This window comes from Mesorhizobium sp. B1-1-8, from assembly GCF_006442795.2.
GTDB lineage: Bacteria > Pseudomonadota > Alphaproteobacteria > Rhizobiales > Rhizobiaceae > Mesorhizobium.
Genome location: NZ_CP083957.1, coordinates 438850 through 460807, shown reverse-complemented (window position 1 = coordinate 460807; position 21958 = coordinate 438850). Strand labels below are relative to the sequence as shown.

The window sequence follows — 21958 nt, the reverse complement described above, 5'->3', positions numbered from 1 at the left end:
ACGGCGCGTTGCCTCGCTCACAACCATGCTGTTCTAAAAGCATTCTGCGTTGAGCGCGCGACGAGAGACGTCAACTCCTGCCTTGCCCGGAATTACGCATCTGTTCGATTTCTTCCGGCTCTTTGTCGTCCGTTTTGGTGATCTCGTTGCTGGCCTTGTCGTTCGCCTTGATCAGTTCATCCAGTTTCGCCTGCAGGGCTTGGGTGTCTCGATGCTCGGCCCTTTGGATAAGCAGCGTCATCGCCCAGGTGATCAGCGTCGCCACGCCGTGCCAGTCAAGCGTTTCCCGCTCAAAGACAAGCCAAGAGACGGTGTAGCCTCCCAGAACCAGAAAGGCCGCCGGTCGTGACGTCAGCGTCCCGACAGTCGTCAGCACTTGTCGAAGCTGCAGTCTTGCCATGGCTGAGAACGACTGAGAGCGATCCGGGTTTTGCCGAGCCGGTCGGCAGCGCAAGGCCCTGCGCTATCTGCCTGTCGCCGAGACCAGGCAGGCCTGCTTATTAGTTCGTTCGCCATGGCGAGGTGGTGCTGCAGAGGCGGCAATGTCGCCCCTGCCCAGGCCTTCATGCTGGCCTGTTCGCAATCCTCGCTGTAGCGCTTGAAGAGATCGTCCGTGTCCGCGTGGGCGCCCACCTGATCGGAGCGGTACTGCTTGGTGAAGTCATTGATCTGCAGCGCCTTCAAATCGTTGAGGGACGACTGCTGTTTGTGGGTCATCGCCGTCGGAAGGGTGGCTTTTACCTTTCCGCTGGTCATGACACCCTTCAAATCGGCGGTGGTCTTCTCGTGATCGGTAAACATCTGCTTGGCGAGGGCCTTCGTCGCATCGCCGGACCGTTCGAGGGCCAGTTGGCTGGAATGCCGGCGGAAGAGCCGAACCTCCAGCGCGATGCGGCGCGCGGCGTCAGCATCGCCGCCGCTTGTGTTCAACTCCATGATTATGTCCTGACCGTCTTTGCGCGCGGTTTCCCGGCGACCGAGGAAAAAGCTGACTGTCTCATCAGGCCGTTGATGGAGATAGTGGGCTGGCTGGAACAGGAGTGTTGCCTGGCTCGGGGCGGGGCCGTCCTGCTGCCGTGAAATGCTGTCGTGGTGGGAAGTCATGGAATGCCTCGCCGGATCTTCGACCTTCAACCGTCCATCCGGCCGTTCGTTCCTCGCGATTCGAATTTACGGGAACATCGGCGGCATGGTCCGGTTATTCGATGCGAGGAGGTGCTCCATGAACGCGACGAAAGAATTCCTGCGCAGCTGGCTGGAGGAAAATGTCGGCAACGTGCCGCCCGAAACCGAGATCAGTATTCCGATGCTGGCGCAGCAGTTCGAGCAGGACGCCGATGCCGCCGGCTATGGTCGCGAAGTGCGGGAGCAGGAGCTGGGCAACATTGAAGACGCCATCCAACGCGCGCTCGATAGAGCCGCCGAGGAAAATGCGGAGACGGAACCGAATCGCGATGAGGAGAGTTCGCTGGCGCCGATCATCGATGCGCTGGAAGCCGTCGAGCCTGAGACGCACGGGCGCTTGCCGCAAGAAGATCCCGCGGAAGGTTCACGCAGGACAGTGGATCGCGAACTCGCCAAGCAAAAGCCATCGGCCAGGGCTGAGAACGCGAAATCCGAGCGTTAGCGCCAGCGGGAACTTTCCCTTAGCTGCGGCTTTATGCGTAATTTCAAGCGATTGCAGCGAGGATAAGATGTTGCGCACCGTTGCCCGGCCGAGCCGGACCTTCCTGCCCCTGCTGGCGCTGGCGCTTGCCTCCTGTTCCTCGTCTGAAACCGTCGACCAGCAATCTAAGCTTGCGGCCTCGACGGGCCAGGCGGCAGTGCTGATGAGCGACGCCTGGCTCTCCGGCGCCGCGCCGTCCCGTTATGCGTCCTCCGCATTGCAGTCCTTCGCCGAGACACTCGTCGCGGCGGGCCGGCAAGTGGAATCGACGTCTTCCTCGGACCCGGCAAAGCGAGATGCGTTAGCAGCCGCTATCAGCCGGCTGTCGAACGCAGCAAACCGCGCCAAGGGCGCAGTCGAGGCCGAACAGCACGCGCAGGCTGGACAGGCGCAACAGGAGCTTCTTGCCGCGCAGGGGGACCTCGCCACCGCCTATCGACGATATTTCTCGCCGGAACGATGAAGAAGCTGCTGGAGATCTCGCTTGGTGTCGTCACCAGCGTCGGCGGATTTCTCGAGGTCGGGTCGATGGCAACGGCGGCGCAGGCCGGCGCGCTGTTCGGCTTCCAGCTCATCTGGGCGGTCGTGCTCGGTACCATCTGCATCATCTTCCTGGTCGAGATGGCCGGTCGCTTCGCCGCCGTCAGCCATCACACCATCGCCGATGGCATCCGCGAACGGTTCGGCTTCAATGCGTTCATCTGGCCGCTGCTTGCTACCTTGCTGGTCAACTTCCTGGTGCTTTCCGCCGAGATAGGCGGGGTGGCTCTCGCTGCCGAGCTTGCCACGGGCATCAGCTTTCAATGGTGGGCCTTGCCGGTGGCTTTCCTGGCTTGGCTGCTGTTGTGGAAAGGCACATTCGGCCTCATCGAGAAGGGGGTGTCGATGCTTGGCCTGGTCACGCTTTGCTTCGTCGTCGCAACCCTGATGCTCCGCCCTGGATGGAAAGAGGTGGCGATCGGCGCCGTGCCCAGCCTGCCGCACCACGACACGGCAAAATACTGGTTCATGGCCGTCAGCATTCTCGGCGCCTCGATATCTCCTTTCCTTTTCATGTTCTATTCCTCTGGCGCGATCGAGGATCAGTGGGATAAGAGCTATCTCGGCGCCAATCGGGCGATAGCCGGACTCGGCATGAGTTTCGGCGGAACGATTTCGGTGGGCGTTCTGATCGTGGCGGCGCTCGTGCTTGGCGCTCATGGCGTAAACGAAGTGGACGACTACAACCAGCTGCCGCTGATGCTGATCCCGACATTCGGCTTTTGGGGTTTTGTCCTTTTCGTCGCCTCGCTGGCCATCTCCTGCTTCGGCGCCACGCTCGAAGTGGCTTTGCAGCAGGCCTATGTCGTCGCGCAGGGGTTCGGCTGGAACTGGGGCCAGGATCTCAAGCCGCGCGACGATCCGGGGTTCAGCCTGGTCTACACGCTGACGCTCTTCCTCGCCGCCGTTCCGATAGCGCTCGGTCTCGATCCGTTGAAGCTCACCATCTTCTCGATGGCACTGACCGCGGCCAGCCTGCCGCTGACGGTCGTGCCGTTCCTTTTCCTGCTGAATGACGACCGCTATATCGGCGAGCATCGCAATGGCGTCGTTTCGAACGCGGCCGTCATCTTCATCATCGCGCTCGGCTTCCTGCTGGCCGTGGTGACCATTCCGCTGCAGATATTCGGAGGCACCTGATGCAGCTGTTGCGCGATATCCTGGACAAGCAGGTCGTCGACCGCGAGAACGTCAAGGTCGGCAAGGTGGATGGCCTGGTCGCCGAGCTGAGGCCGGGCAAGCCGCCGAGGGTCATTGCCATCGAACTTGGCTCGATTGCGCTGGCGCGCCGGCTTGGCCCGCGGCCCGGGCGATGGACCGCGCGTCTTGCAGCAAGACTGAGCGGCAAGCGCCAGGCAAGGCCGCATCGGATCGCGTGGAACAAGCTGCGCGACATCGGCGTCGACATCGAATTCGACATCGACGTGCGCCGGACCAGGATCTTCGCCTGGCAGGACTGGCTGCGCGAACACGTTGTCGGCCGGATCCCGGGAGCGTGAGGATGTTGACTGTGCACCTCGAGCATCTTGCCGGCAGGCGCGTATTCTCCGAGCACGGCAGGAGTATCGGCTATATCGAGGAGATCATCGCCGAGCGGGACGGCAGCGACCTCGTCGTCACCGAATTCCATGTTGGCATCTTCGCTGCGTTCGAGCGCTTATCGGCTTCGACCATCGGCACTGCATTGCTCGACTTCTTCCTGCTGCGGCGTCGCGAGGGCCTTTATCGCATTCCCTGGGATAAGATCGATATTTCCGATCCGACGCGCCCCAGGCTGCTCTGCCCAGACGAGGAGTTTGCCGCTTTGAGGGCGCAGCCCGAGAGCAAGTGACGAGTTGCTAAAAAACTGCTCGTTCGGGGGAACATCGCAGCCGGCGCGAAGTTTGGACTGCCATCGAGGAGTCCGCGCCATGAACAGTGTCATCTATCTCATCGGTCTGATCGTCGTTGTGCTCGCGGTGCTTTCATTCCTCGGCTTTCACTAGGAGGCACCATGCAGCGCGATGATGATCGGGCCCGCGAGTCCGCCGATTTTGCCAAGGCAAAGGACGAAGTTTCTGACCGAATCCAGCAAGAAACCCAAAGCGCCAGCGAGGCACTCCACGATGGCCGCGACGAGGTCGCTCGCAGGGCGGGGGCCTACGCCGCCGAGGCCCAAAACGTCCTATCCGAAAAGGCCGAGGATAGGCAGCGTGATATCGGATCGAGCCTGGCGGCACTCGGCGGGGCGTTGCGGGCGGCGAGCGATCACCTGGCCAACAAGGATCAAAAGGCTGCTTCGAAATTCATGCTGGATGCCGCTGGCGGCTTGGAAAGGCTTTCGTCGTCCTTAAGGGAAAAGCCGTTCGGTCAGGTACTGGAAGACGTTCAGTCCTTCGGCCGCCAGAATCCTGGAACGCTTCTTGCCGGTTCGGTTCTGGCAGGATTGGCCCTCGGTCGCTTCATAAAGGCTTCGCCGACTGGCACGGGCCGCCCGACGCAGGGCACAGCCGGGCCATGGCAGGCCGGCGGGCAAACCAGCGGACCGTCGGATGACGCGGCATCCACCTGGGGCTTCGACGGCGGCGTTCCCAAGAAGGCAGCGGAGCTAAAGGAATGAACACTCAGGACAGCCCAAGTCTCGGCACTTTGGTCGCCGATCTGGCGCAACAGGTGAGCACGCTCGTGCAAACGGAGGCCAGGCTCCTAAGAGCGGAAATCTCGGAGAAGGCGACCAAGGCCGGCGCAGGCGCCGTCGAGGTGCTGGGCGGCGCGATATGCCTGCTCGCAGCGCTGCTGGTTTTGTTGCAGGCGCTCGTTATCGCGCTGGCACGCCTTGGTCTGGGCGCCGGGTGGTCCGCTTTGCTCGTCGGCGTGGTGGTTGCCGTGCTGGGCGTGATCCTGTTGCGGACCGGCATGGCAAGCATGGCGCCCTCCGAGCTCGCGCCGGACCGCACACAGGAACAGCTCAAGCGTGACGTGAACGTGATCAAGGGACAAGCGAAATGACCGAGAAATCCGCAGCCGAGCTCGAACGCGAGGCGGAAGCCACGCGCGCAAGGGTGGTGGCGACCGCCGACTCCATTCGCGACAAGATGACCCCCGGGCAGATCTTCGACGAATTCACTGGGCTTTTCAGGGGTGGCGCTGGCTCCGACATGCTCCACAACCTGAAGGCCCAAGTGCGGGACAATCCGTTGCCGTTGACCGTGATCGGCGCGGGTCTGGCCTGGCTGATGTTGGGCAGCGGCACTTCCGCCGTTGCGGCTGCGACCGGTGCCGCGGCGCGGCGCGGTCATGGCCTCGACCACGCAGCATTCGGCGCTGGCGTGGGTTCGACGGCTTCGGATGCGGCAGGCTCTCTTGCCGAAGCGGCCAGCGGGGCGGCCGGAACCGTTTCTGGAATGGCAAGCGAAGCAGCCGGCACAGTGTCGGACATGGCAAGCAGGGCAGCTCGCACGCTCACGAACTCGACGGCAGCTACGGCCGATATGGCCACGAGCGCCAGCCATTCCGCGCAGGAGCTTTTGCAGGATCAGCCTCTTGCGGTAGCTGCTGTCGGTCTCGCAGTCGGAGCCGCGATCGGCGCCATGCTGCCCCACACAGAGTTCGAGGACCAGCGATTGGGTGCCTATCGCGAGAGGCTTCGGGACAGTGCCGAAGATACTTTGAAAGAAGGCCTCGATGCTGCAAAGCAAGTCGCGGCCGAAGCCGGCCAGACGGCGAGCGACGAAGCCGAGCGGCAGGCGGCGAGCGAAGGTACGCTGGCCGACAAGGTCAGCCAAGTCGTGAAGGCGGCCGCCAACAAGACCGATGAATCCGCCCGCGAGAAGCTTTCCGACGCCGAACCCTCGCCGGGCAAGACCTCCTAGTTGTATTTCGACCAACGAGTTGGAGGATCCGCATCATCAGCGGTGCGGCTATTTTAATCCAGGGAGACAACGATGTCTGAATCACGCGAATGGCTGGTCCAATGGCTGAGGGATGCCCATGCCATGGAGGAGCAAGCAGAGACGATGCTGTCCGGCCAACTGAGCCGGATAGAGAACTATCCGGAACTCAGCGGGCGAGTTCGCACTCACTTGGAAGAGACGAAGGAGCAGGCAAGACGGCTAAAGACTTGCCTGGACGAACTTGACGAAGGGTCCTCCGTCCTGAAGGACGCAGGCGGCAAGCTGACCGCCACGGCGCAGTCGATCAGCGGCGTGTTCGCCGGCGATGAGGTCATGAAAGGCTCTCTGGCGAGCTATACATTCGAACATATGGAGATCGCGTCCTATACGATCCTCATCGCCGCGGCCAACGCCGCGGGCGAGGCTGAAATTGCCCAAGTTTGCGAACAAAACCTGCGCGAAGAGGAAGCTATGGCCGAGTGGCTGAAGAGCAACTTGCCGCAAGTCACGCAAAAGTTCCTGACGCGGGCCGACGCCGACAGCAACAGCGCGAAACGCTGACTTGGGCGGACCGCACCCGGGAACAATCGGGATTTCCAGCTGTTAGGGTCGCGGCCGGTCCTCCCTCCACCGGTCGAAAGCTTGGGCCCGCCCCGATTATGGAACGGGGCGGGCTCGGTTCGCGTCAATCCAGGAACATTCCTTCTTTCAAAACATTAGGGTCGCTCCTGTCCTGGAGTCCCCGTGCCGATATTGAACGTCCAACTTGGCTTGCCCGACCTGAGCCGGATGCGACTGGCGCTGGCGTTTCTCATGCTGCTCGCCATGGCCCCGCCCGGGCTGGCCGAGCCGCAGACGTTGGTGATCGGTTATCTCGGCGAACAGCGCAAACCACCTCTGCCCCTCGGGCCATTAGACGAGGTCGTCACAGACGACGGCCTGCAAGGTGCCCGGCTCGGCATCGCCGACGATGTCAGCACCGGCCGCTTTCTCAGTCAGCAATTCCGGTTGCACGAAATTGTCCTCAAGCCTGGCGAGACCCCAGCCGAAGCGGTTAGGGAATTCGCAGCCGCGGGCATCAGCTTCGTCGTGGCCGATCTCGATGCCGACCGGTTGCTGCAGGCGAGCGACGCCCCAGGCGCCGAGAGAATGACTCTATTCAATAGTCGCGCTCTTGACGAGCGGCTCCGCCAGGAGGATTGCCGCAATAACGTGCTGCACACCATTCCGAGCCGCGCGATGCTCGCTGACGGGCTGGCGCAATATCTCGTCTGGAAGCGCTGGCAGCATTGGTTCCTGCTGGTCGGGCCGCATCCCGAGGACCAGGCGATGGCGGTTGCCTTTCGACGCGCCGCGGCACGTTTCGGAGCAGAGATCACTATCGACCAGCCCTGGACCTTCAGGCCGGCCAACGGGCGCGCCGACACTGGACATGTCACACTGCAGACCGAGATCCCTGCTGCCACACAGGTCGGCGACTATGATGTGCTCGTCGTTGCCGATGAGGCCGATGAATTTGGCGCTTTTCTCGAGGGGCGCACCGCTCTTGCGAGGCCGGTGGTCGGGACGCAGGGCCTGGTCGCGACCGGCTGGAGCGCGGTCAACGAAGAGTGGGGCGCCGCACAACTTCAGGATCGCTTCCACAAGCAGGCCGGACGCTGGATGCTGGCAAGCGACTACGCCGCCTGGCTTGCGCTGCGAAGCATCGGCGAGGCGGCAACGCGCGTGCACAGTCTCGACCCGATTGCGATCGGAAAGTATCTGCACGGCGAGGACTTCCTTCTTGCTGGCTTCAAGGGGCAGGGGCTGAGTTTCCGTCCGTGGAACGGGCAGATGCGCCAGCCCATTCTGATCGCCGGCGCCCGGCTACTTGTCTCCAGCTCGCCTCAGCCGGGCTTTCTGCACCAGCGAACCCCGCTCGACACGCTGGGCATCGACCTCGAGGAGAGCACATGCAAGTTCTGATCGCGCTGCTGCTGGCGGTCGTCGGGTTCGCTGCTCCTGCCGCCGCGGAGACGATCTATGTCTCCAACGAGCAGGACAACACGGTCTCGGTTGTCGATGGGGCGGCGATGACCCTGTCGGCAACGATCGATGTCGGCCGGCGCCCGCGCGGAATCGCGCTTTCCGTCGACAAAAAAGCATTGTTCGTTGCCGAAGGCGACGACAACCGCATTGACGTGGTCGATCTCGCCAAGCGGCAGGTGGTTGGCCAATTGCCCTCGGGTGCTGATCCGGAATTCTTCGTCGCCCATCCGGACGGCAAGCGGCTCTTTGTGGCCAACGAGAACGACAATTTGGTCTCCATAGTGGATATCGCCGCAGGTAAGGTCATAGGCACGGTGGACGTCGGGGTCGAACCGGAGGGCATGGCGGTCAGCGCCGATGGCAGCACCGTGGCCTGCACCTCCGAGACCACGAGCATGGTTCATCTGATCGATGCCCGCACGCTGGACCTCATCGACAACGTGCTGGTTGACACGCGGCCGCGCGCGGCCGCCTTCTCGCCGGACGGCAAGCGATTGTGGGTGTCCTCGGAGATCCGCGGTACGGTCACGGTTTTCGACACGGGAACGCGCGAGCAAGTCGGCAAGATACAATTCGAGGTGCCGGGGATCCGCCGCGAGGGCGTGCAAGCGGTCGGCATCGAGATCTCACGCGACGGCGCCACCGCCTATGTGGCGCTCGGCCCGGCCAACAGAGTTGCACAGGTCGATACCAAGACACTCGCGGTGCGGCGCCTCTATCTCGTCGGCCAGCGGCCCTGGCATGTCGCGCTCTCGGATGACCAGAAACGTCTTATCAGCGCCAACGGCAACTCCGGCGACATCTCCTTCATCGACCTGCAGGATCAGGAGGTGGTGAAATCATTGCCGGTGGGGCGCGGCCCGTGGGGCGTCGTGATTGGGCCATGAACGCCCTGTCGGTCGAGGATCTGGGCCACAGTTTCGCAAGCCAGCGGGTTCTCCAGGGCGTCTCCTTCGCTGTGGCTGAAGGCAGGGTGTGCATCCTGCTTGGACGCAACGGCGCCGGCAAGACGACTTTGTTCTCACTGATCACCGGACTTTATCACGCGCGAGCAGGATCGGTGCAGGTCTTCGGCCAGGCCATGAATGCCAATCCTTCCGCCGCGCTCGCCCAAATGGGCATCGTCTTTCAACTGCCTACTCTCGATCTCGATCTGACGGCCGGCGAGAACCTGCGATACCACGCGGCCCTGCATGGGCTTCCCACGGATCTGAGCAAGCGGCGCTCTATGGAGGAACTCAGCCGCCTGGAGGTGCTGGACAGGATCGACGATCCCGTCCGCTCGCTGTCCGGCGGCCAGCGCCGGCGCGTGGAGATCGCGCGCGCGCTGATGCATGGGCCCCGCCTTCTGCTTCTCGACGAGCCGACCGCCGGGCTCGACGTGCCGGGACGGCGCGCGCTCGAACAGCATGTGAGGAAGCTTTGCCGAGAGCGTGGAATTGCCGTTCTGTGGGCGACGCATTTCCTCGAAGAGGTGGCAGCCGACGACGATGTCGTGGTGCTGGATCGGGGCAAGGTATGCTGGGCCGGCCGGGCGGATCGCATCGCGCCCGAGCTGGGTGTCGAAACCATCGCGGAGGCATTCGCCTTGCTGACGGGGTCGCCATGAAGGTCTACCACGCATTGCGGGCGTTCGAGGGCATCTTGCGGCGAGAACTACTGCGCACGCTGCGGCAGCGCGCGCGCCTGTTCTCCGCGATGATGCGGCCGCTGGTCTGGCTGGCGATCTTCGCCGCCGGCTTCCGTTCGGTGCTCGGCCTGTCGATCACGCCGCCCTACCAGACCTATGTCCTCTACGAGGTCTATGTGGTCCCGGGGCTGGCAGCCATGATGCTGCTGTTCCATGCCATGGCAAGCTCGCTGGCCATGGTCTACGACCGCGAGATGGGCAGCATGCGCCTGTTGCTGACGGCGCCGTTGCCGCGTTGGTACCTGCTTGCCGCGCGCCTTCTGGCCAGCGTGATCGTCGGCCTGCCGCTGGTCTATCTGTTCCTGTTCGTAGCGCGTTGGTGGGACGTGCGGCCGCCAATGCTCGGTTACATTGCCGTGTTTCCGGCCCTGGTTCTGTCGGGTCTTATGCTGGGCGCCTTCGGCCTGCTGGTTTCCTCGATATGCACCCAGATGGAGAACTTCGCAGGCGTGATGAATTTCGTCATTTTCCCGATGTTCTTCGCTTCGACGGCGCTCTATCCGATCTGGCGGCTCGCCGAAGCCGGTCCGGTGCTGGCGACAATCTCTGCCTGGAACCCATTCAGCTCGGCGGTGGAGCTGATCCGCTTCGCCCTCTACCTGCGGCTCGATCCTATTTCCGCCCTCATCGTTCTTGCCTGCCTGTTGGCATTCTTCCTGGCGGCGGTGGTCGGCTACGATCCAGGCCGCGGCTTGTGGTCACGGCGTGGCGGCGAGGGTTGATCATCTCAGGGCATATAAGTAGGCCGCGATATCGCGCGCCTGCTGTTCGGTGATCCTCGTCGACGGCATCGCCGTGTGCGGGTTGATTTCCCTTGCCGAGCGGATCCAGCGGATCAGGTTTTCGGGATTGTTCGCCAGCACGCCGCCAATATAGACACGGCCGGCGAGGCTGCCGTCGAGGCGCGGCCCGACTTGGCCTTGCGCGCCCGGCACGCCGGCAATCGTGTGGCAGCCCGAGCAGCCATTGGCGGTCATGATTGGAATGGCGCGCGCTCCCACGCCGCCGGTCGCCACATCCGACTCGTGCCGGACGCGCGCGAGCCGGTCGGTCCATAAGGCCGCCGCCGTCACCGCGGCCAGCAGCAGCATCGCGGCAAGAGCGCCGGCAATTAGCCTAACCAGGCCGGAGCGCATGCGTTGCCTCCCTGGTTCCGCTGCTGCTTATCCAGAAGCCGGCGAGCAGCAAGGCGGCTCCGCCGTAGATCAGTCCGGCCGGAACCCACATCACGAGCCCGGCGAGCTGCTGGTCTTCGATCGGGCTCAGGCCCCAAAGCGCGGCGCCGGAGGCATTGTCCGGATACCAGAGTTTTGGCGATACCAACAGGAGAACGCCGAGCAGGCCGGTGTGCAGCGAGGTGAAGAAAAGATGCATCACGGAGCTGCCATAGGTTTGCTGTCGACCAGAGCGCGGCAGAAGCACCCACCAGAACAGCAAGGCAGTGCCGAGGAAGCTCGCATGTTGCACATAATGCAGCACGCCCTGCTGAAGTGCTGCCTCGAACAGGATGGGAATGTGCCAGATCCAGATCGCTATCCCATGAATGACTGTCGCATTGAGCGGGCGAGCGGCGAAGGCCCAGAGCGCCTGCAGCATCTTGCCATGGGTGAGCTTCCCCGTGCCTCGGCGAAGTGTGGCCGGCAATGCCCACATAAAGGCCGCGCCGGGGCAGGCGGCGACAAGGAGAGGCGCCGCCACGGCCATCAGCAACTCGTGCTCGATCATGTGGGCTGAGAACACCCGCTCGCCGAGCGCATGGATCGGGCTGACCAGCGCAACAGTCAGAACGCTCCATCCGGCGGCGAACAACAGAGCTCGGCGTAGCCGCTCCGGACGGCCTCGGCCGCTGCGGCGCCATAGACGGCCCGCGCCCAGCGCGTAGATGAGTGCGAGCGCTGCCAAGGGAAGCGTGATGGGAAGCGCCAACGTCCATCCGGCGTCGGGCGCGCCGGAGCCGTAGCAGATCGAGGTCGAGAAGAAGGCCTCGAAGCTCATCGCAGACACTCGTCGAGGATGAGCGCGGCGCTTGCCTGCATGACGATGACGAGCGCAAACAGCAGGGCCGCAAGGATGCCGAGATCGGCGACGAAACGCTCGGTGCTGCGCGTGCGCTGCGGCTTGAAGGCAGCGCCGCCTTGCCGCTTCGCCCGCCACGACAGCCCGGCGCCAAGCAGCGACAATACTGCGAGCAACAGCGCTGCCGGGAGCACGAGCGGCACCTGGCGGTTGCACTGCCAGGGCACAAGTGCGTAATTCAGCTGCGTCGAGATTGCCCAGGCCAGAGGTCCTGACAAAAGACCACCCCAGGACGTGCCTAGCCGCAGCGCGCGCATCTCAGCCTAACCTCGGTACCCAGTAGATGAGCAGGTAGATCGGGATCCAGGTGAGGACCACGAAGTCCCAGTAGAAGACATTGTCCCCGACATCGCCGAAGCGCCGGCCGCTATAGCCATGGTGTGTGAACATCAGCACCGTCAGAACGATCGTGTCGCCGACATCGGTGATGAGATGCGTAGTGTGCAGACCAAGCAGCACCCACAGCATCGAGCCGTAGGCGTTCGTGTCCCAGTAGATGTTCAGCGCCGGAAATTCGAACCAGCGCACGATGAGCGGCGCCAAGCCGAGCAGCGACATCACCACCATGCCGATCCGCACCGGCCCGATGGCGCATTCCTTGGCGTATCCGTTGAGGATGTGGTTGGGCACCAGGCTGGCGATGAGAAGCAGCGTCACGATGGTTCCCGGCCAATGATTGGGTTCCGGAGCGCTCAGACGCCAGTTGGGCCACAACGTCGCCAGATACAGATAGGCGCCGGCCGCTAGCGCGAAGCCTGTGCCCTCCAACGCCATGAAGCCGAGCGTGCCCCACCAGGTCGGGCTGCGCGGACCATGTCCAAAGGTCGGGAGGCCGGAAAGATCTGCGGCGGGACGCTGGTTCATTCCTCGTCCTCCGGATCGCCCTTGGGCCAGAACCAGCCGATCAATGTGAGGGCGATCGGCGCGGCGCCCCAGACGATCGCCCAGGGGGTGAAGATCGAGTAGAGGAAGGTGGCGCCGACAGCGATCGCTGCCAACAGCGGCCAGATCGACGGCGTCGCGGATTTCTCGCGGATATCGGGATGGGCTTCGGCCACCGTCGAGATCAGCAGCTCGCGGGCATCGACGCGGAGCCCGGTCGCGACAGGAAGCGCATCGCGTTCGGCCCAGAGCGGCTCGACATTCGTCACGACGGGAATCCGCGCGAAGTTATAGCTGGGAGGCGGCGATGACGTGGCCCATTCGAGCGTGCCGGCATCCCAGGGATTGTCGCCTGCAGGCGCTCCTCGCAATGCGCCATGCACGAGGTTAAAGGCAAACAGCACGAAGCTCAGGAAGAAAAGCACCGCGCCGGCGGTGATGAAGAGATTGATGTTCCCCCAGCCAAGCTCGGCCGGGTAGGTGTAGACCCTGCGCGGCATGCCCCATAGGCCGACGATGTGCATAGGGAAGAAAGCCGCGTTGAAGCCGATCACCGCCAGCCAGAAGTGCCAGCGCCCGAGGCGTTCGCTCATCATGCGGCCGGTGATTTTGGGAAACCAGAAATAGGCTGCGCCCAGCAGCGGGAAGACAGAGCCGCCGATCAGCACGTAATGGAAATGAGCGACGACGAAATAGGTGTCGTGAACCTGCAGGTCGAGCGGCACGGAGGCGAGCATGACGCCGGTGAGACCGCCGATGATAAAGATGAAGAAGAAGCCGAAGACGAACAGCAGCGGCGTGCGGATCACCGGTCTGCCGTCCCACAAGGTCGCCAGCCAGCAGAAGATCTGAACGCCATTGGGGATGGCGATCATCATGCTCGAGGCGGTGAAAAAGCTGGCGCCGAGTTTCGGCAGCCCGGTCGCGAACATGTGATGGACCCAAAGGCCGAACGACAGGAAACCGACCGCGATCAGCGACAGGACCAGCCCGAGATGACCGAAGGCTGGGCGCCGCGCAAAGGCGGGGATGATGGCGGACACCATGCCCGTCGCCGGCAGGAAGATGATGTAGACTTCGGGATGGCCGAAGAACCAGAACAGATGCTGGAACAGCAGCGCGTCACCGCCTTCCGCCGGGTTGAAGATATGCGTGCCGACGAGCCGGTCAAGGATCAGGAAGGTCGAGGTGATCATCACCGCCGGCATGGCAAAGACGACGACGAACGAAGTGACCAGCAGCGCCCAGACGTAGAGCGGGATCTTGTCCAGCGACATGCCGGGCGCGCGCTGCTTCAGCACCGTCACGATGGTGGCGACGGCGACCGCCAGCGAGGAGACTTCCGTATAGGTGATCATCTGCGCCCAGACATCGGCGCGCTTGCCGGGACCGTATTCCGGCCCGGACAGCGGCACATAGGCGAACCAGCCGACATCCGGCGCCATCGAGAGGGCGAAGGATACCCAGGCGAAGAGACCCCCAGAGACGTAAACCCAGTAGCTGAACGCGTTCAGGCGCGGGAAGGCGATGTTGCGGGTGCCGACCATCAACGGCACCAGATAGATGCCTGTCGCCTGGACGATAGGCACGGCGAACAGGAACATCATGGTGACGCCATGCATCGTGAACAGCTGGTTGTAGAGATCCGGGCCGATGAGCCCGCGCTGCGGACCCGAGAGCTGGATGCGCATGGCGACGGCATTGAGCCCGCCCAGACACAGAAAAACGAAGGCGGTGATCAGGTAGCGGCGTGCGATCACCTTATGATCGACGCTCGACAGCGCGCCGATGACGCCGGGAGGCGTGCGCCACGTTCGCGCCAGCCACCGATGGAGGCTCGCATCGTCCAAGCCGGTGTCGCGCGGTCCGTCACGCTCGGGTGCGAGATCGCCTTTGGCGGACGCTTCGCGTTCGGGCGGCAGATCGCGTTCGCTGGTCAGATCCGCGCTGCTCATTTCAGCCCCTCGAGATAGGCGACGATGGAATTGAGCTCGTCGCCGTTCAGATCGACCCCCGGCATGTGGGAGCCGGGCTTGATGCCTTGCGGATCGGCTATCCAGGCGGCGAGATTGCCGCGGCTCATCATCAACGTTCCGGCCGCGAGGGTCTGCCGGCTGGCAATATGGGTGAGATCAGGCGCGACGGTGCCGCCGGCCGTCGTGCCGCCGATCTTGTGGCACATCACGCAGGGCCGCTTCAGAAAGACCTCCTCGCCGGCCTTGGCCTCGTCGCTCATTGGCGCTGCGGCCGGTTGCAACTGGTCATTCCACCAGGCGTCGAACTTTGCGCGCGGCTCGGCGATGATGAAGGTGCCCATGTTGGCGTGCTGCGCGCCGCAGAATTCGGCGCATTGGCCCCGGTACACACCGGGCTTGTCGGCCTTGATGTCGAGCACATTCATGTGGCCGGGGATGAGGTCGAGCTTGCCGGAAAGGCTCGGAACCCAGAAGGAGTGGATCACATCCGTCGAGGTCAGCAGAAGCCGCACCGGCTCGCCGGCGGGAATATGGATCTCATTCGCCGTGGTCAGGATGCGGCTCGGCGTGGCATCCTCATAGCGCACCTCCCACCACCATTGGTGACCTGTGACGCGAATGGTCAGCACGGCATCCGAGCCGATCGCCGCAAGCGTCCTGTTGGCGAAGAAGCTCAGCAAGGTCAGCCCGACCAGTATCAGCGCGGTCAGCCCGACGGCAGTGATCACGACGCGTAGCTTGCGACCCTCGGCGCCGGCGTCGAGCACAAGCGGCCCGGCGCGTTCCCGCGGCCGCATCATCAACGGCATGGTAAGGGCGATCATCACCAGCACCCACACCACTGCGCAAAGCCCGGTGAAGAACCAGATGAGCCATGCGAGCTCACTCGCCGCCGGACCTTTCGGGTCGAGCGCCGATTGCCAGCCTGCGCATCCCTGCAGAAACAGGGCGATTGCCGTGGCGAGTGCAATCGAGGCGAAGCGTTTCACGGCGACTTCCCCAGCGTGGCGGCATCCGGCATGCGGTTTTCCGAAGGATGCGCCATCATGTCATCGTTGCGCGATGGTGCGGCCGAAGAGGGCGCGTTGCCGCTCAGCGAGCGAACAAAGGCCGCAAGCTCCCAGATCTGATCATCGGGGATCTTGTCGCCAAAGCTCGGCATGCCGTTCGGCCGACCGTCGCGGATGGTGGCGTGGATGCTTTCCATCGAGCTGCCATAGATCCACTTTTCGTCCATTAGCGCCGGGCCCATGCCGCCGCCGCCGTTGGCGTGGCATCCTGAGCAGTTGAACCAGCCGAACAAGCGCTTGCCTTCGCTCAGATGAAAGGCGTTGGCCTCAAAGCTCGCCGCTTTGTTGTCGGTGGGGGAGGGCCGCTGTCCGCCGGGTTCCAGAGTTGTCACTGGCGTCGGCTGCTCGCCGGAACCGAGCGAAGATTGCGGGCGCGTGTCCCGCTCCTCCCGCTGGCAAGCAGCGAGCGCCAGCATCGCAGGCAAGAGTATGATGACAGCCGGCTTCATCGCACCGGGCTCGCCGAGGCGTCGAGGCGCGGCACACCATATTGATCAAGCAACGCGTCGATCTCGGCCTTGTGCCTGGCCAGCGCGCCATTCACATCGCCGCGCAGCGCGTCGTCCTCGCGGCGAACGCCCATCGAGATATCGTAGATCATGGGCAATTGCGGTCCGTCGATGCGGGGCGTAACCGGCGTGATGCGGAGCGGTGTCTTCTGCCTCGCGGCAAAATAGCCGGCGAGCGGGCCCCAAACCACGGCAAGGTCGATCTCGCCGCTGGCCACCGCTTCGACGATGCGCGCCGGAGGGTTGGGAGCGGAGTAGTCACCATAGACAGGATAGCCGACGAGATGCCCGACGATGCCGCGGCGGCCAAGCGCCTGGACGGGGGGCGAGTTGGCGCCGTCATCGCCGATGAGCTGAACGCCAATGCGCATGTCGCGCAAACGGGGATCGTTGAAGGAGGCCACGTCGGGACCGTCCCGGCGGGTGACGAAGACATAGGAGGAACGGTAGTAGGGAGTGGTGGTGCGCAACATTTCGAGATTGGCCGGCGTGCCGGGCACGAGATCGCAAAGGCCGGCCTTCAGCGTGTTGCGCACAAAGCCGCGGCGCTGCGCCCACCAAGTATAGGTCAGCTTCGCGCCAAGATCGCGCGCGATGATTTGCGCAATCCTGTTCTCGAAGCCCTGACCGGCCGCATTGGAAAAGGGCATGTTGTTGGGGTCGGCGCAGACCCTCAGCTCACGCGCATCGGCTGTCGCCGGCAAGAGCAGCAAGGCCAGCACTGCGATGCCCATTGCCGTCAGCTGCAACGTCTTTCGCACGAGTGCCGCGATCACCTTGAGCACATCAGGGCAGACGGAACACATAGAGTGTGCCTCCTGCCGTGGTCGCGTTCTTTAGGTCTTTCATCGCATTGACGAAGCCGAGTGCCGCAGTGGCGTCGCGCGGATCGAGATCGCCCGATACGATGGCGCCCGCCCAGCCGCCGACGCCGGACAGGATCGCGACATATTGGTGCCCGTCGGGACCGCGATAGGTGATGGGTTGGCCGATGATGCCAGATGAGGTCTTGAACTGCCAAAGCAGGTCGCCGGTTTTTGCGCTTACTGCCTTGAACCAGCCTTCCATGGTTCCGTAGAAGACGACGTCACCTGCGGTGACGACCGCGCCGCTCCAAACCGGGAAATTCTCCTTGAGGCTCCAGGCCGGTTTCTCGGCGGCGATGTCCCAGGCGGTGAAGGCGCCGCGATTGCCACCAGGCCCAGGGATCATGCGCACGTTCATGCCGACATAGGGCGTGCCGGCGATGTAGTTCACCTCGAGGCCTTCTTCGTCCATGCACAGATTATTGTGCGGGATGTAGAGCAGGCCGGTCTTCGGCGAGAAGGCGGAAGGCTGCCAGTCCTTGGCCCCCGACGCCGTCGGGCAGATGTCGCGGACGACCTTGCCGGTGCCAGTTTTCTTGTCCGGGTTTTCGATAAGGCGGCCGGTCTTGAGATCGACCCCCTTGCTGGAATTGACGGGACCGAACGGCTTAGCAGATAGAACTTCGCCGGTGGTCCGGTCGAGGACGTAGAGATAACCGTTGCGCTCTGGCCGGACCAGCACCTTGCGTGGCTTGCCCTGCCAGTTCATGTCGAGCAGGATCTGCTCGTTGATGCCGTCATAGTCGTGAATGTCGTGCGGGGTCCATTGATAGAACCATTTCGCCGCTCCGGTATCGGGATCGCGCGCGAATATCCCTGAGGTCCATTTGTTGTCGCCTGGCCGCAAGTCCGGGTTCCATGGTCCAGGATTGCCGGTGCCGTGGAAGATTAGGTTGAGATCGGGATCGTATGAGATCCAGCCCCACATGTTGCCGCCGCCGATCTTCCAGGCCTCCGGCGGCCACGTCGTGACGCCAAGGTCCTTGCCCTTGTCCATATCGTAATGAGGCTTGAAGTCCGGGCCGATCAGCACGTCCTTGTCGGGGCCGGTATTGTAGGCCGTCCAGACGACATGCCCGTCGCCGGCGTCGAGCGCCTTGACCCAGCCGCGCACGCCCATTTCGCCGCCTGAATTGCCGACCAGCACTTTGCCCTTGACCACCAAAGGCGCCATGGTGGTGGTCTCGCCGATATTGATGTTGCCGATATGGGCGTTCCAGATCGGCTGGCCGGTGCTCGCATCGAGCGCGATGGTGTGGCCGTCCAGCGTGTTGAAAAAGATGCGCCCGTCGGCGTAAGCCGCACCGCGATTAACGACATCGCAGCAGGCAACGCCTTGCGCGGCGGGCTCGGGATTGGGCTCGTATTTCCATTTCATCGGGGCGCCGGGCTTGGAGAGGTCGAGCGCATAAACGATGTTGGGAAACGGCGTGACGATATACATCGTGCGGCCGACGACCAATGGTGCGGCTTCCTGGCCCTTGTTCACGCCGGTCGAGAAGCTGAACGCGACCTGAAGGTTCTTGACGTTGCCTTCGTTGATTTCGGCGAGCTCGCTATAGCGGGTCGAGGCGTAGTTCTTGGCCGGCATCGTCCATTGCCCGTCATCGGCCGGGGCGGCAGAGGCAGGCGGCGAAATCCCTGTCGTGGAGGGAGGCTGCGAGGCAGCCATCAGGAATGGGAAGCAGGCCAGGGCCATCGCTGCGGCGATGCTCGATCCGGCATATTGTCGCGCAGCCCGGGTGAAATGAGCGCGTCCGGCCTGCGCACACCATGCCGTCAGCTGTGGCACTGTCATCATTTCGAGACCGAGCCTCCAACGCCGGCGCCCAGTTCCGCGGCAATATCGGCCTCATGTCCCGCGCAAAGCGGGTGGCCCCAGCCGGATGCGCTTTTCCCGCCGGGGTCGAGGTCGTAGATGATGGCGTCCTTGCGATTGGGGTTGACACCGGCCGGAACCTTGTCGAGGCCGAGCGCCGCCCGAACGCGCCAAGCGACATTGTGGTCGGCACAGGAGGAATCGCCGCTGATCCCAAGCCCGCCGACGATCGTTTTGCCGTCATAGAGCGCAAGCCCCCCGCCAAACACCACTACGCCTCCGACCGGCTTGCCGATCAGCGGATCGTTAGCGCTGCCGAACGTCTTGGCGTCTCCGGCATAAGCCACCGCCTGGTTGACTGGATTGGTGGTCTCCAGACCGAACAGCGGCCCGCCCGGCTGCACTCCGGCGTAGAGATTGGCGGTCGAGAGGGCCATGTTCGCCAGACTAAGGCCATTGGTCGTGCTGGCCTTCTCTGCGGCGATCAGCCGGCTGCCGGGCCACTGCGCATCCACCGTTGGGCCGCTGAAGGCAATGGCGCAGACGGTGCCGTCGCGCGCGACGACGGCCGCCCATTCATTGGTCTCGAAGCCGCCATTCGCGGGGCCGCCGCTCGCCTTCACGTTGGCCTTCAAGGCCGAGAGCAGCTTGTCATGATCGGCCGGGCATGGCGCTTGCGCCCGAGCGGCGCTGTGCTGCATCAATCCAATGGCCAAGACGAGGAACCCCAGACCTAGTGGCGAAAGCTGACGATGACCCATGATCCGGAAACGCTTGTTGGACGTTACCGAACTGACAATCGGCTTCTTTGTTCCTCGACCATAGAAATGGTCCGCAACTGACCAGATCGGCTACCAGGGCGATTGGATCGGAGAGGACTCGGACCGGCCCGAAGCCGCAACCCGGGTGCTTCCTGCGGTCAGGGCTTTTGGCAGCGCGGCTCTCGAGCCGCCGGTACCTGCTCTGGCGTTTGAGGAGCCGCCAAGCATCTCCACTGCTTTTTGATCCGACCTCGAACTGAGAGCTCAGGGACAGGTTCCATTGCGGGCACAATTCAGAAATCGACCATTATCGACCGACTTGGAACAATCATAAGAGGATCTCGTTCGGTTGCCATGGAACAGCTTCGTTCAGACCTCGCGGCAGTGAGGCAGCCGGGCTATTGGATCGCCCTCGGATTTCTCGTGATCCCATACGGAGTGGGCGTGTTCATGCTTATAAGGATTTGCCGCTGCATGTGATTAAGTGCCGAGCTGCGGTCAATAAAAACGGCTGCAAAGCTGCCGCCATGCCTGCAAGTCTGTTGGGGCTTGCACCTCTTTCGAATGAGTACGCGGCCGGTCCGCATTCGGTCCGACCTCGCTCTTGACCGGTTCACGCTGAGCATGAGCGCGCCAACACAGTCGTCATTACCAGCAACGACCTCGATGAGGATGGCGGAAGCGTCTATCAGTTGGTGCTTGGAGCAATCATGCATCGGCTGGCGGCCTGGCCGAATAGCGATACTTCGTTGTCTCAGCGGGAGAGGCGTTTTCTGTTTGCACTGATTTTTTTGCGATAGAGGCGAGCAACCTTGCTTGCGGGCGACCCTTTGGCAAGCATCACCCCAGCGCACTCGGCCGCCTCAATCTTCTCTCGAACCATTCGAATAGCTTCCCGCTCGGCGGCTTTGCCTCCTCCGGCAATTCGCAATGCTCTAAGCCACATGACCTGCTGTGCTTCCAGGGCAGAGAGACAGAGATTTAGCCACGGATTCATTTTGCGAAATCCTTTGGAACGCCTTCCGCGATGCTGAACTCGTAGACCGTGCCCTCCGCCTCGTCAGCCATACGGAACCAAGGTTCCTGGAGTGGTCTGCACTTTTCCACTGCGGGCCTCGCGTCTTCGGGCCGATACCATGCGAGGCGATCACCTTTTTTGCCCCGAAGCTCTTCAACCTGATGGTTCGTCATGCTGACTCGCTTTTTTAACGACCATACTGGCTCGAGCGTAGTTCGATCATTGCCATGCATTTTGAGGAGTTCCCGAACTTCGGGAATTGTGAGCTGAAATTTTGTGGCGACATAGGCGACCCCGGTAGTTTCGTCGCCAGACAGTCGGTCGCGCTCGCGAGAATCGCGTTTGCTCGTCGTCTGCCATTCCTGTTCCTCCTGGTGAGTAAAAACAGCCATCGCAAGCGAATGTTCCGCACTGCTTTTCCAGTCAGCGCTGACGGAACAGAACAACTCTGCCATATTGAAACAAGTTCGAGTGGCGTGGGGCGCCAGGTGCATGCTTTTGGAGTTCATCCCGCCGATAACGCCGGAGTTGGTCGACCGGCCCCTTGAAGGCGACGACTGGAGCCACGAGGTAAAGTTCCGCGCCTCAGGTCATCAACGAAGGCGGCATTCGCTTCTACACCCAAGTATAGACCGCTCCTCGATGAGGCGGCGGCGATCGAAGCGGAGACGACCATCTGGATGTTCATGATGCCATGGCGGCGCGTCGCGCTGCTTGCCGCCCAACGCTGCCGCGGCACTGGCGCGCAAAAGCGGTGGGCAGCATCACCGGACAGAACCGGCAAGGCAGGGGAACAAAACCGAACAGGCCAGCGACGCCGCCCGAGAAGCCAACGGTTCTCGCAGGCTTGGCCTTCCGTGTCGCGGTCATAGCGAAGCACCGGGCGATGCCGACGTCTGTCGTCATCACCTATCGACGCGTCTTGCATTTGCCTGGACGTATTCCTCAGCGACCTTGCCGAGCCCGAGGAGGAATTGCAGCCAGCGCAGGTTCGGACGCAAGGCGCAATCTTTCCCGTCCATGCCGAGTGCCGCTATCGGCCCTCTCCCTCGAGAACAGGCCTGCCCGGTCCAACCGGGCGGGATTTTTTCGCCCCCCGCTGCTCGTCGCACTAAGGGCCCTCGGCTTCAACAGCTCAGGTCAGCCCGAAACCATTTTTACCTACCGCTAACAATTGTGATTCCG

Annotated in this window: 27 protein-coding genes; 13 read left to right on the top strand and 14 right to left on the bottom strand. The window is 63.0% G+C overall.

Translation table 11 applies throughout. The features are described from left to right. Nucleotides 1–70 precede the first annotated feature (70 nt). Nucleotides 71–376 carry a low affinity iron permease family protein gene (locus FJ974_RS29960; protein ID WP_319023065.1) on the bottom strand — a complete coding sequence of 102 codons (306 nt, stop codon included), beginning with the start codon at nucleotides 374–376 and terminating at the stop codon, nucleotides 71–73. Then, entirely contained in the window at nucleotides 370–1134 is a 765-nt protein-coding gene (locus FJ974_RS29955; RefSeq protein ID WP_140533482.1) for a DUF4142 domain-containing protein, read from the bottom strand. The genes FJ974_RS29960 and FJ974_RS29955 overlap by 7 nt, the downstream gene beginning before the upstream one ends. A gap of 88 nt (nucleotides 1135–1222) precedes the next feature. Between FJ974_RS29955 and FJ974_RS29950 the strand changes: the two genes are divergently transcribed. From FJ974_RS29950 to FJ974_RS29890, 13 genes are all read left to right on the top strand, one after another. Next, nucleotides 1223–1627 carry a DUF768 domain-containing protein gene (locus tag FJ974_RS29950; RefSeq protein WP_140533481.1) on the top strand — a complete coding sequence of 135 codons (405 nt, stop codon included), beginning with the start codon at nucleotides 1223–1225 and terminating at the stop codon, nucleotides 1625–1627. A gap of 67 nt (nucleotides 1628–1694) precedes the next feature. Beyond that, a complete protein-coding gene (locus tag FJ974_RS29945) occupies nucleotides 1695–2129 on the top strand; it encodes a hypothetical protein (RefSeq protein ID WP_140533480.1) in 435 nt (144 codons plus the stop codon). Then, nucleotides 2126–3346 carry an NRAMP family divalent metal transporter gene (locus FJ974_RS29940; protein WP_140533479.1) on the top strand — a complete coding sequence of 407 codons (1221 nt, stop codon included), beginning with the start codon at nucleotides 2126–2128 and terminating at the stop codon, nucleotides 3344–3346. The genes FJ974_RS29945 and FJ974_RS29940 overlap by 4 nt, the downstream gene beginning before the upstream one ends. Beyond that, nucleotides 3346–3705: a hypothetical protein gene (locus tag FJ974_RS29935; protein WP_140533478.1), complete on the top strand. Its 360-nt coding sequence runs from the start codon at nucleotides 3346–3348 to the stop codon at nucleotides 3703–3705. The genes FJ974_RS29940 and FJ974_RS29935 overlap by 1 nt, the downstream gene beginning before the upstream one ends. A 2-nt stretch (nucleotides 3706–3707) precedes the next feature. After that, on the top strand, nucleotides 3708–4037 hold the full coding sequence (locus FJ974_RS29930) for a PRC-barrel domain-containing protein (RefSeq protein ID WP_140533477.1): 330 nt from the start codon (nucleotides 3708–3710) through the stop codon (nucleotides 4035–4037). Nucleotides 4038–4199: 162 nt separating this feature from the next. Beyond that, the gene (locus FJ974_RS29925) at nucleotides 4200–4805 is read left to right on the top strand and encodes a hypothetical protein (RefSeq protein ID WP_140533476.1); all 606 of its coding nucleotides are present in this window, start codon (nucleotides 4200–4202) and stop codon (nucleotides 4803–4805) included. Continuing rightward, entirely contained in the window at nucleotides 4802–5194 is a 393-nt protein-coding gene (locus FJ974_RS29920; RefSeq protein ID WP_140533475.1) for a phage holin family protein, read from the top strand. Before FJ974_RS29925 ends, FJ974_RS29920 begins: the two co-directional genes overlap by 4 nt. Continuing rightward, complete coding sequence (locus tag FJ974_RS29915; RefSeq protein ID WP_140533474.1) at nucleotides 5191–6057, top strand: DUF3618 domain-containing protein; 867 nt, start codon at nucleotides 5191–5193, stop codon at nucleotides 6055–6057. The genes FJ974_RS29920 and FJ974_RS29915 overlap by 4 nt, the downstream gene beginning before the upstream one ends. Before the next feature lie 72 nt (nucleotides 6058–6129). Beyond that, entirely contained in the window at nucleotides 6130–6639 is a 510-nt protein-coding gene (locus tag FJ974_RS29910) for a ferritin-like domain-containing protein (protein ID WP_140533473.1), read from the top strand. A 183-nt stretch (nucleotides 6640–6822) separates the two neighbouring features. Beyond that, a complete protein-coding gene (locus tag FJ974_RS29905; RefSeq protein ID WP_226891688.1) occupies nucleotides 6823–8043 on the top strand; it encodes a branched-chain amino acid ABC transporter substrate-binding protein in 1221 nt (406 codons plus the stop codon). Continuing rightward, entirely contained in the window at nucleotides 8031–8993 is a 963-nt protein-coding gene (locus FJ974_RS29900; RefSeq protein WP_140533472.1) for a PQQ-dependent catabolism-associated beta-propeller protein, read from the top strand. The genes FJ974_RS29905 and FJ974_RS29900 overlap by 13 nt, the downstream gene beginning before the upstream one ends. Beyond that, on the top strand, nucleotides 8990–9715 hold the full coding sequence (locus tag FJ974_RS29895) for an ABC transporter ATP-binding protein (RefSeq protein ID WP_140533471.1): 726 nt from the start codon (nucleotides 8990–8992) through the stop codon (nucleotides 9713–9715). The genes FJ974_RS29900 and FJ974_RS29895 overlap by 4 nt, the downstream gene beginning before the upstream one ends. After that, complete coding sequence (locus FJ974_RS29890; RefSeq protein ID WP_140533470.1) at nucleotides 9712–10518, top strand: ABC transporter permease; 807 nt, start codon at nucleotides 9712–9714, stop codon at nucleotides 10516–10518. The genes FJ974_RS29895 and FJ974_RS29890 overlap by 4 nt, the downstream gene beginning before the upstream one ends. On the opposite strand, the gene FJ974_RS29885 is transcribed toward FJ974_RS29890, so the two are convergent. The 12 genes from FJ974_RS29885 to FJ974_RS29830 all read right to left on the bottom strand — a co-directional run bounded on the left by FJ974_RS29885 (nucleotide 10519) and on the right by FJ974_RS29830 (nucleotide 21228). Continuing rightward, nucleotides 10519–10932, bottom strand: a complete 414-nt coding sequence (locus tag FJ974_RS29885) for a c-type cytochrome (RefSeq protein ID WP_140533469.1) — start codon at nucleotides 10930–10932, stop codon at nucleotides 10519–10521. Beyond that, nucleotides 10913–11791 (bottom strand): cytochrome c oxidase assembly protein, encoded by an 879-nt coding sequence (locus FJ974_RS29880; RefSeq protein ID WP_140533468.1) that lies wholly within the window; start codon nucleotides 11789–11791, stop codon nucleotides 10913–10915. The genes FJ974_RS29885 and FJ974_RS29880 overlap by 20 nt, the downstream gene beginning before the upstream one ends. Next, entirely contained in the window at nucleotides 11788–12129 is a 342-nt protein-coding gene (locus tag FJ974_RS29875; protein ID WP_140533467.1) for a hypothetical protein, read from the bottom strand. Before FJ974_RS29875 ends, FJ974_RS29880 begins: the two co-directional genes overlap by 4 nt. 1 nt (nucleotide 12130) lies before the next feature. Next, on the bottom strand, nucleotides 12131–12736 hold the full coding sequence (locus FJ974_RS29870; protein ID WP_140533466.1) for a heme-copper oxidase subunit III: 606 nt from the start codon (nucleotides 12734–12736) through the stop codon (nucleotides 12131–12133). Further along, nucleotides 12733–14709: a cytochrome c oxidase subunit I gene (gene ctaD, locus FJ974_RS29865; RefSeq protein WP_140533465.1), complete on the bottom strand. Its 1977-nt coding sequence runs from the start codon at nucleotides 14707–14709 to the stop codon at nucleotides 12733–12735. The genes FJ974_RS29870 and ctaD overlap by 4 nt, the downstream gene beginning before the upstream one ends. Next, the gene (gene coxB, locus FJ974_RS29860) at nucleotides 14706–15719 is read right to left on the bottom strand and encodes a cytochrome c oxidase subunit II (RefSeq protein ID WP_181177129.1); all 1014 of its coding nucleotides are present in this window, start codon (nucleotides 15717–15719) and stop codon (nucleotides 14706–14708) included. The genes ctaD and coxB overlap by 4 nt, the downstream gene beginning before the upstream one ends. Continuing rightward, nucleotides 15716–16249 carry a c-type cytochrome gene (locus FJ974_RS29855; protein WP_140533464.1) on the bottom strand — a complete coding sequence of 178 codons (534 nt, stop codon included), beginning with the start codon at nucleotides 16247–16249 and terminating at the stop codon, nucleotides 15716–15718. The genes coxB and FJ974_RS29855 overlap by 4 nt, the downstream gene beginning before the upstream one ends. Continuing rightward, complete coding sequence (locus FJ974_RS29850) at nucleotides 16246–17115, bottom strand: substrate-binding domain-containing protein (RefSeq protein ID WP_140533463.1); 870 nt, start codon at nucleotides 17113–17115, stop codon at nucleotides 16246–16248. Before FJ974_RS29850 ends, FJ974_RS29855 begins: the two co-directional genes overlap by 4 nt. Next, nucleotides 17096–18874, bottom strand: a complete 1779-nt coding sequence (locus FJ974_RS29845; RefSeq protein WP_413468382.1) for a methanol/ethanol family PQQ-dependent dehydrogenase — start codon at nucleotides 18872–18874, stop codon at nucleotides 17096–17098. The genes FJ974_RS29850 and FJ974_RS29845 overlap by 20 nt, the downstream gene beginning before the upstream one ends. Nucleotides 18875–18972: 98 nt before the next feature. Next, a complete protein-coding gene (locus FJ974_RS29840; protein WP_140533568.1) occupies nucleotides 18973–19695 on the bottom strand; it encodes a heme-binding protein in 723 nt (240 codons plus the stop codon). A gap of 814 nt (nucleotides 19696–20509) precedes the next feature. Further along, nucleotides 20510–20752 carry a hypothetical protein gene (locus FJ974_RS29835; RefSeq protein WP_140533462.1) on the bottom strand — a complete coding sequence of 81 codons (243 nt, stop codon included), beginning with the start codon at nucleotides 20750–20752 and terminating at the stop codon, nucleotides 20510–20512. Then, the gene (locus FJ974_RS29830; protein WP_226891687.1) at nucleotides 20749–21228 is read right to left on the bottom strand and encodes a hypothetical protein; all 480 of its coding nucleotides are present in this window, start codon (nucleotides 21226–21228) and stop codon (nucleotides 20749–20751) included. The genes FJ974_RS29835 and FJ974_RS29830 overlap by 4 nt, the downstream gene beginning before the upstream one ends. Nucleotides 21229–21958: the final 730 nt, after the last annotated feature.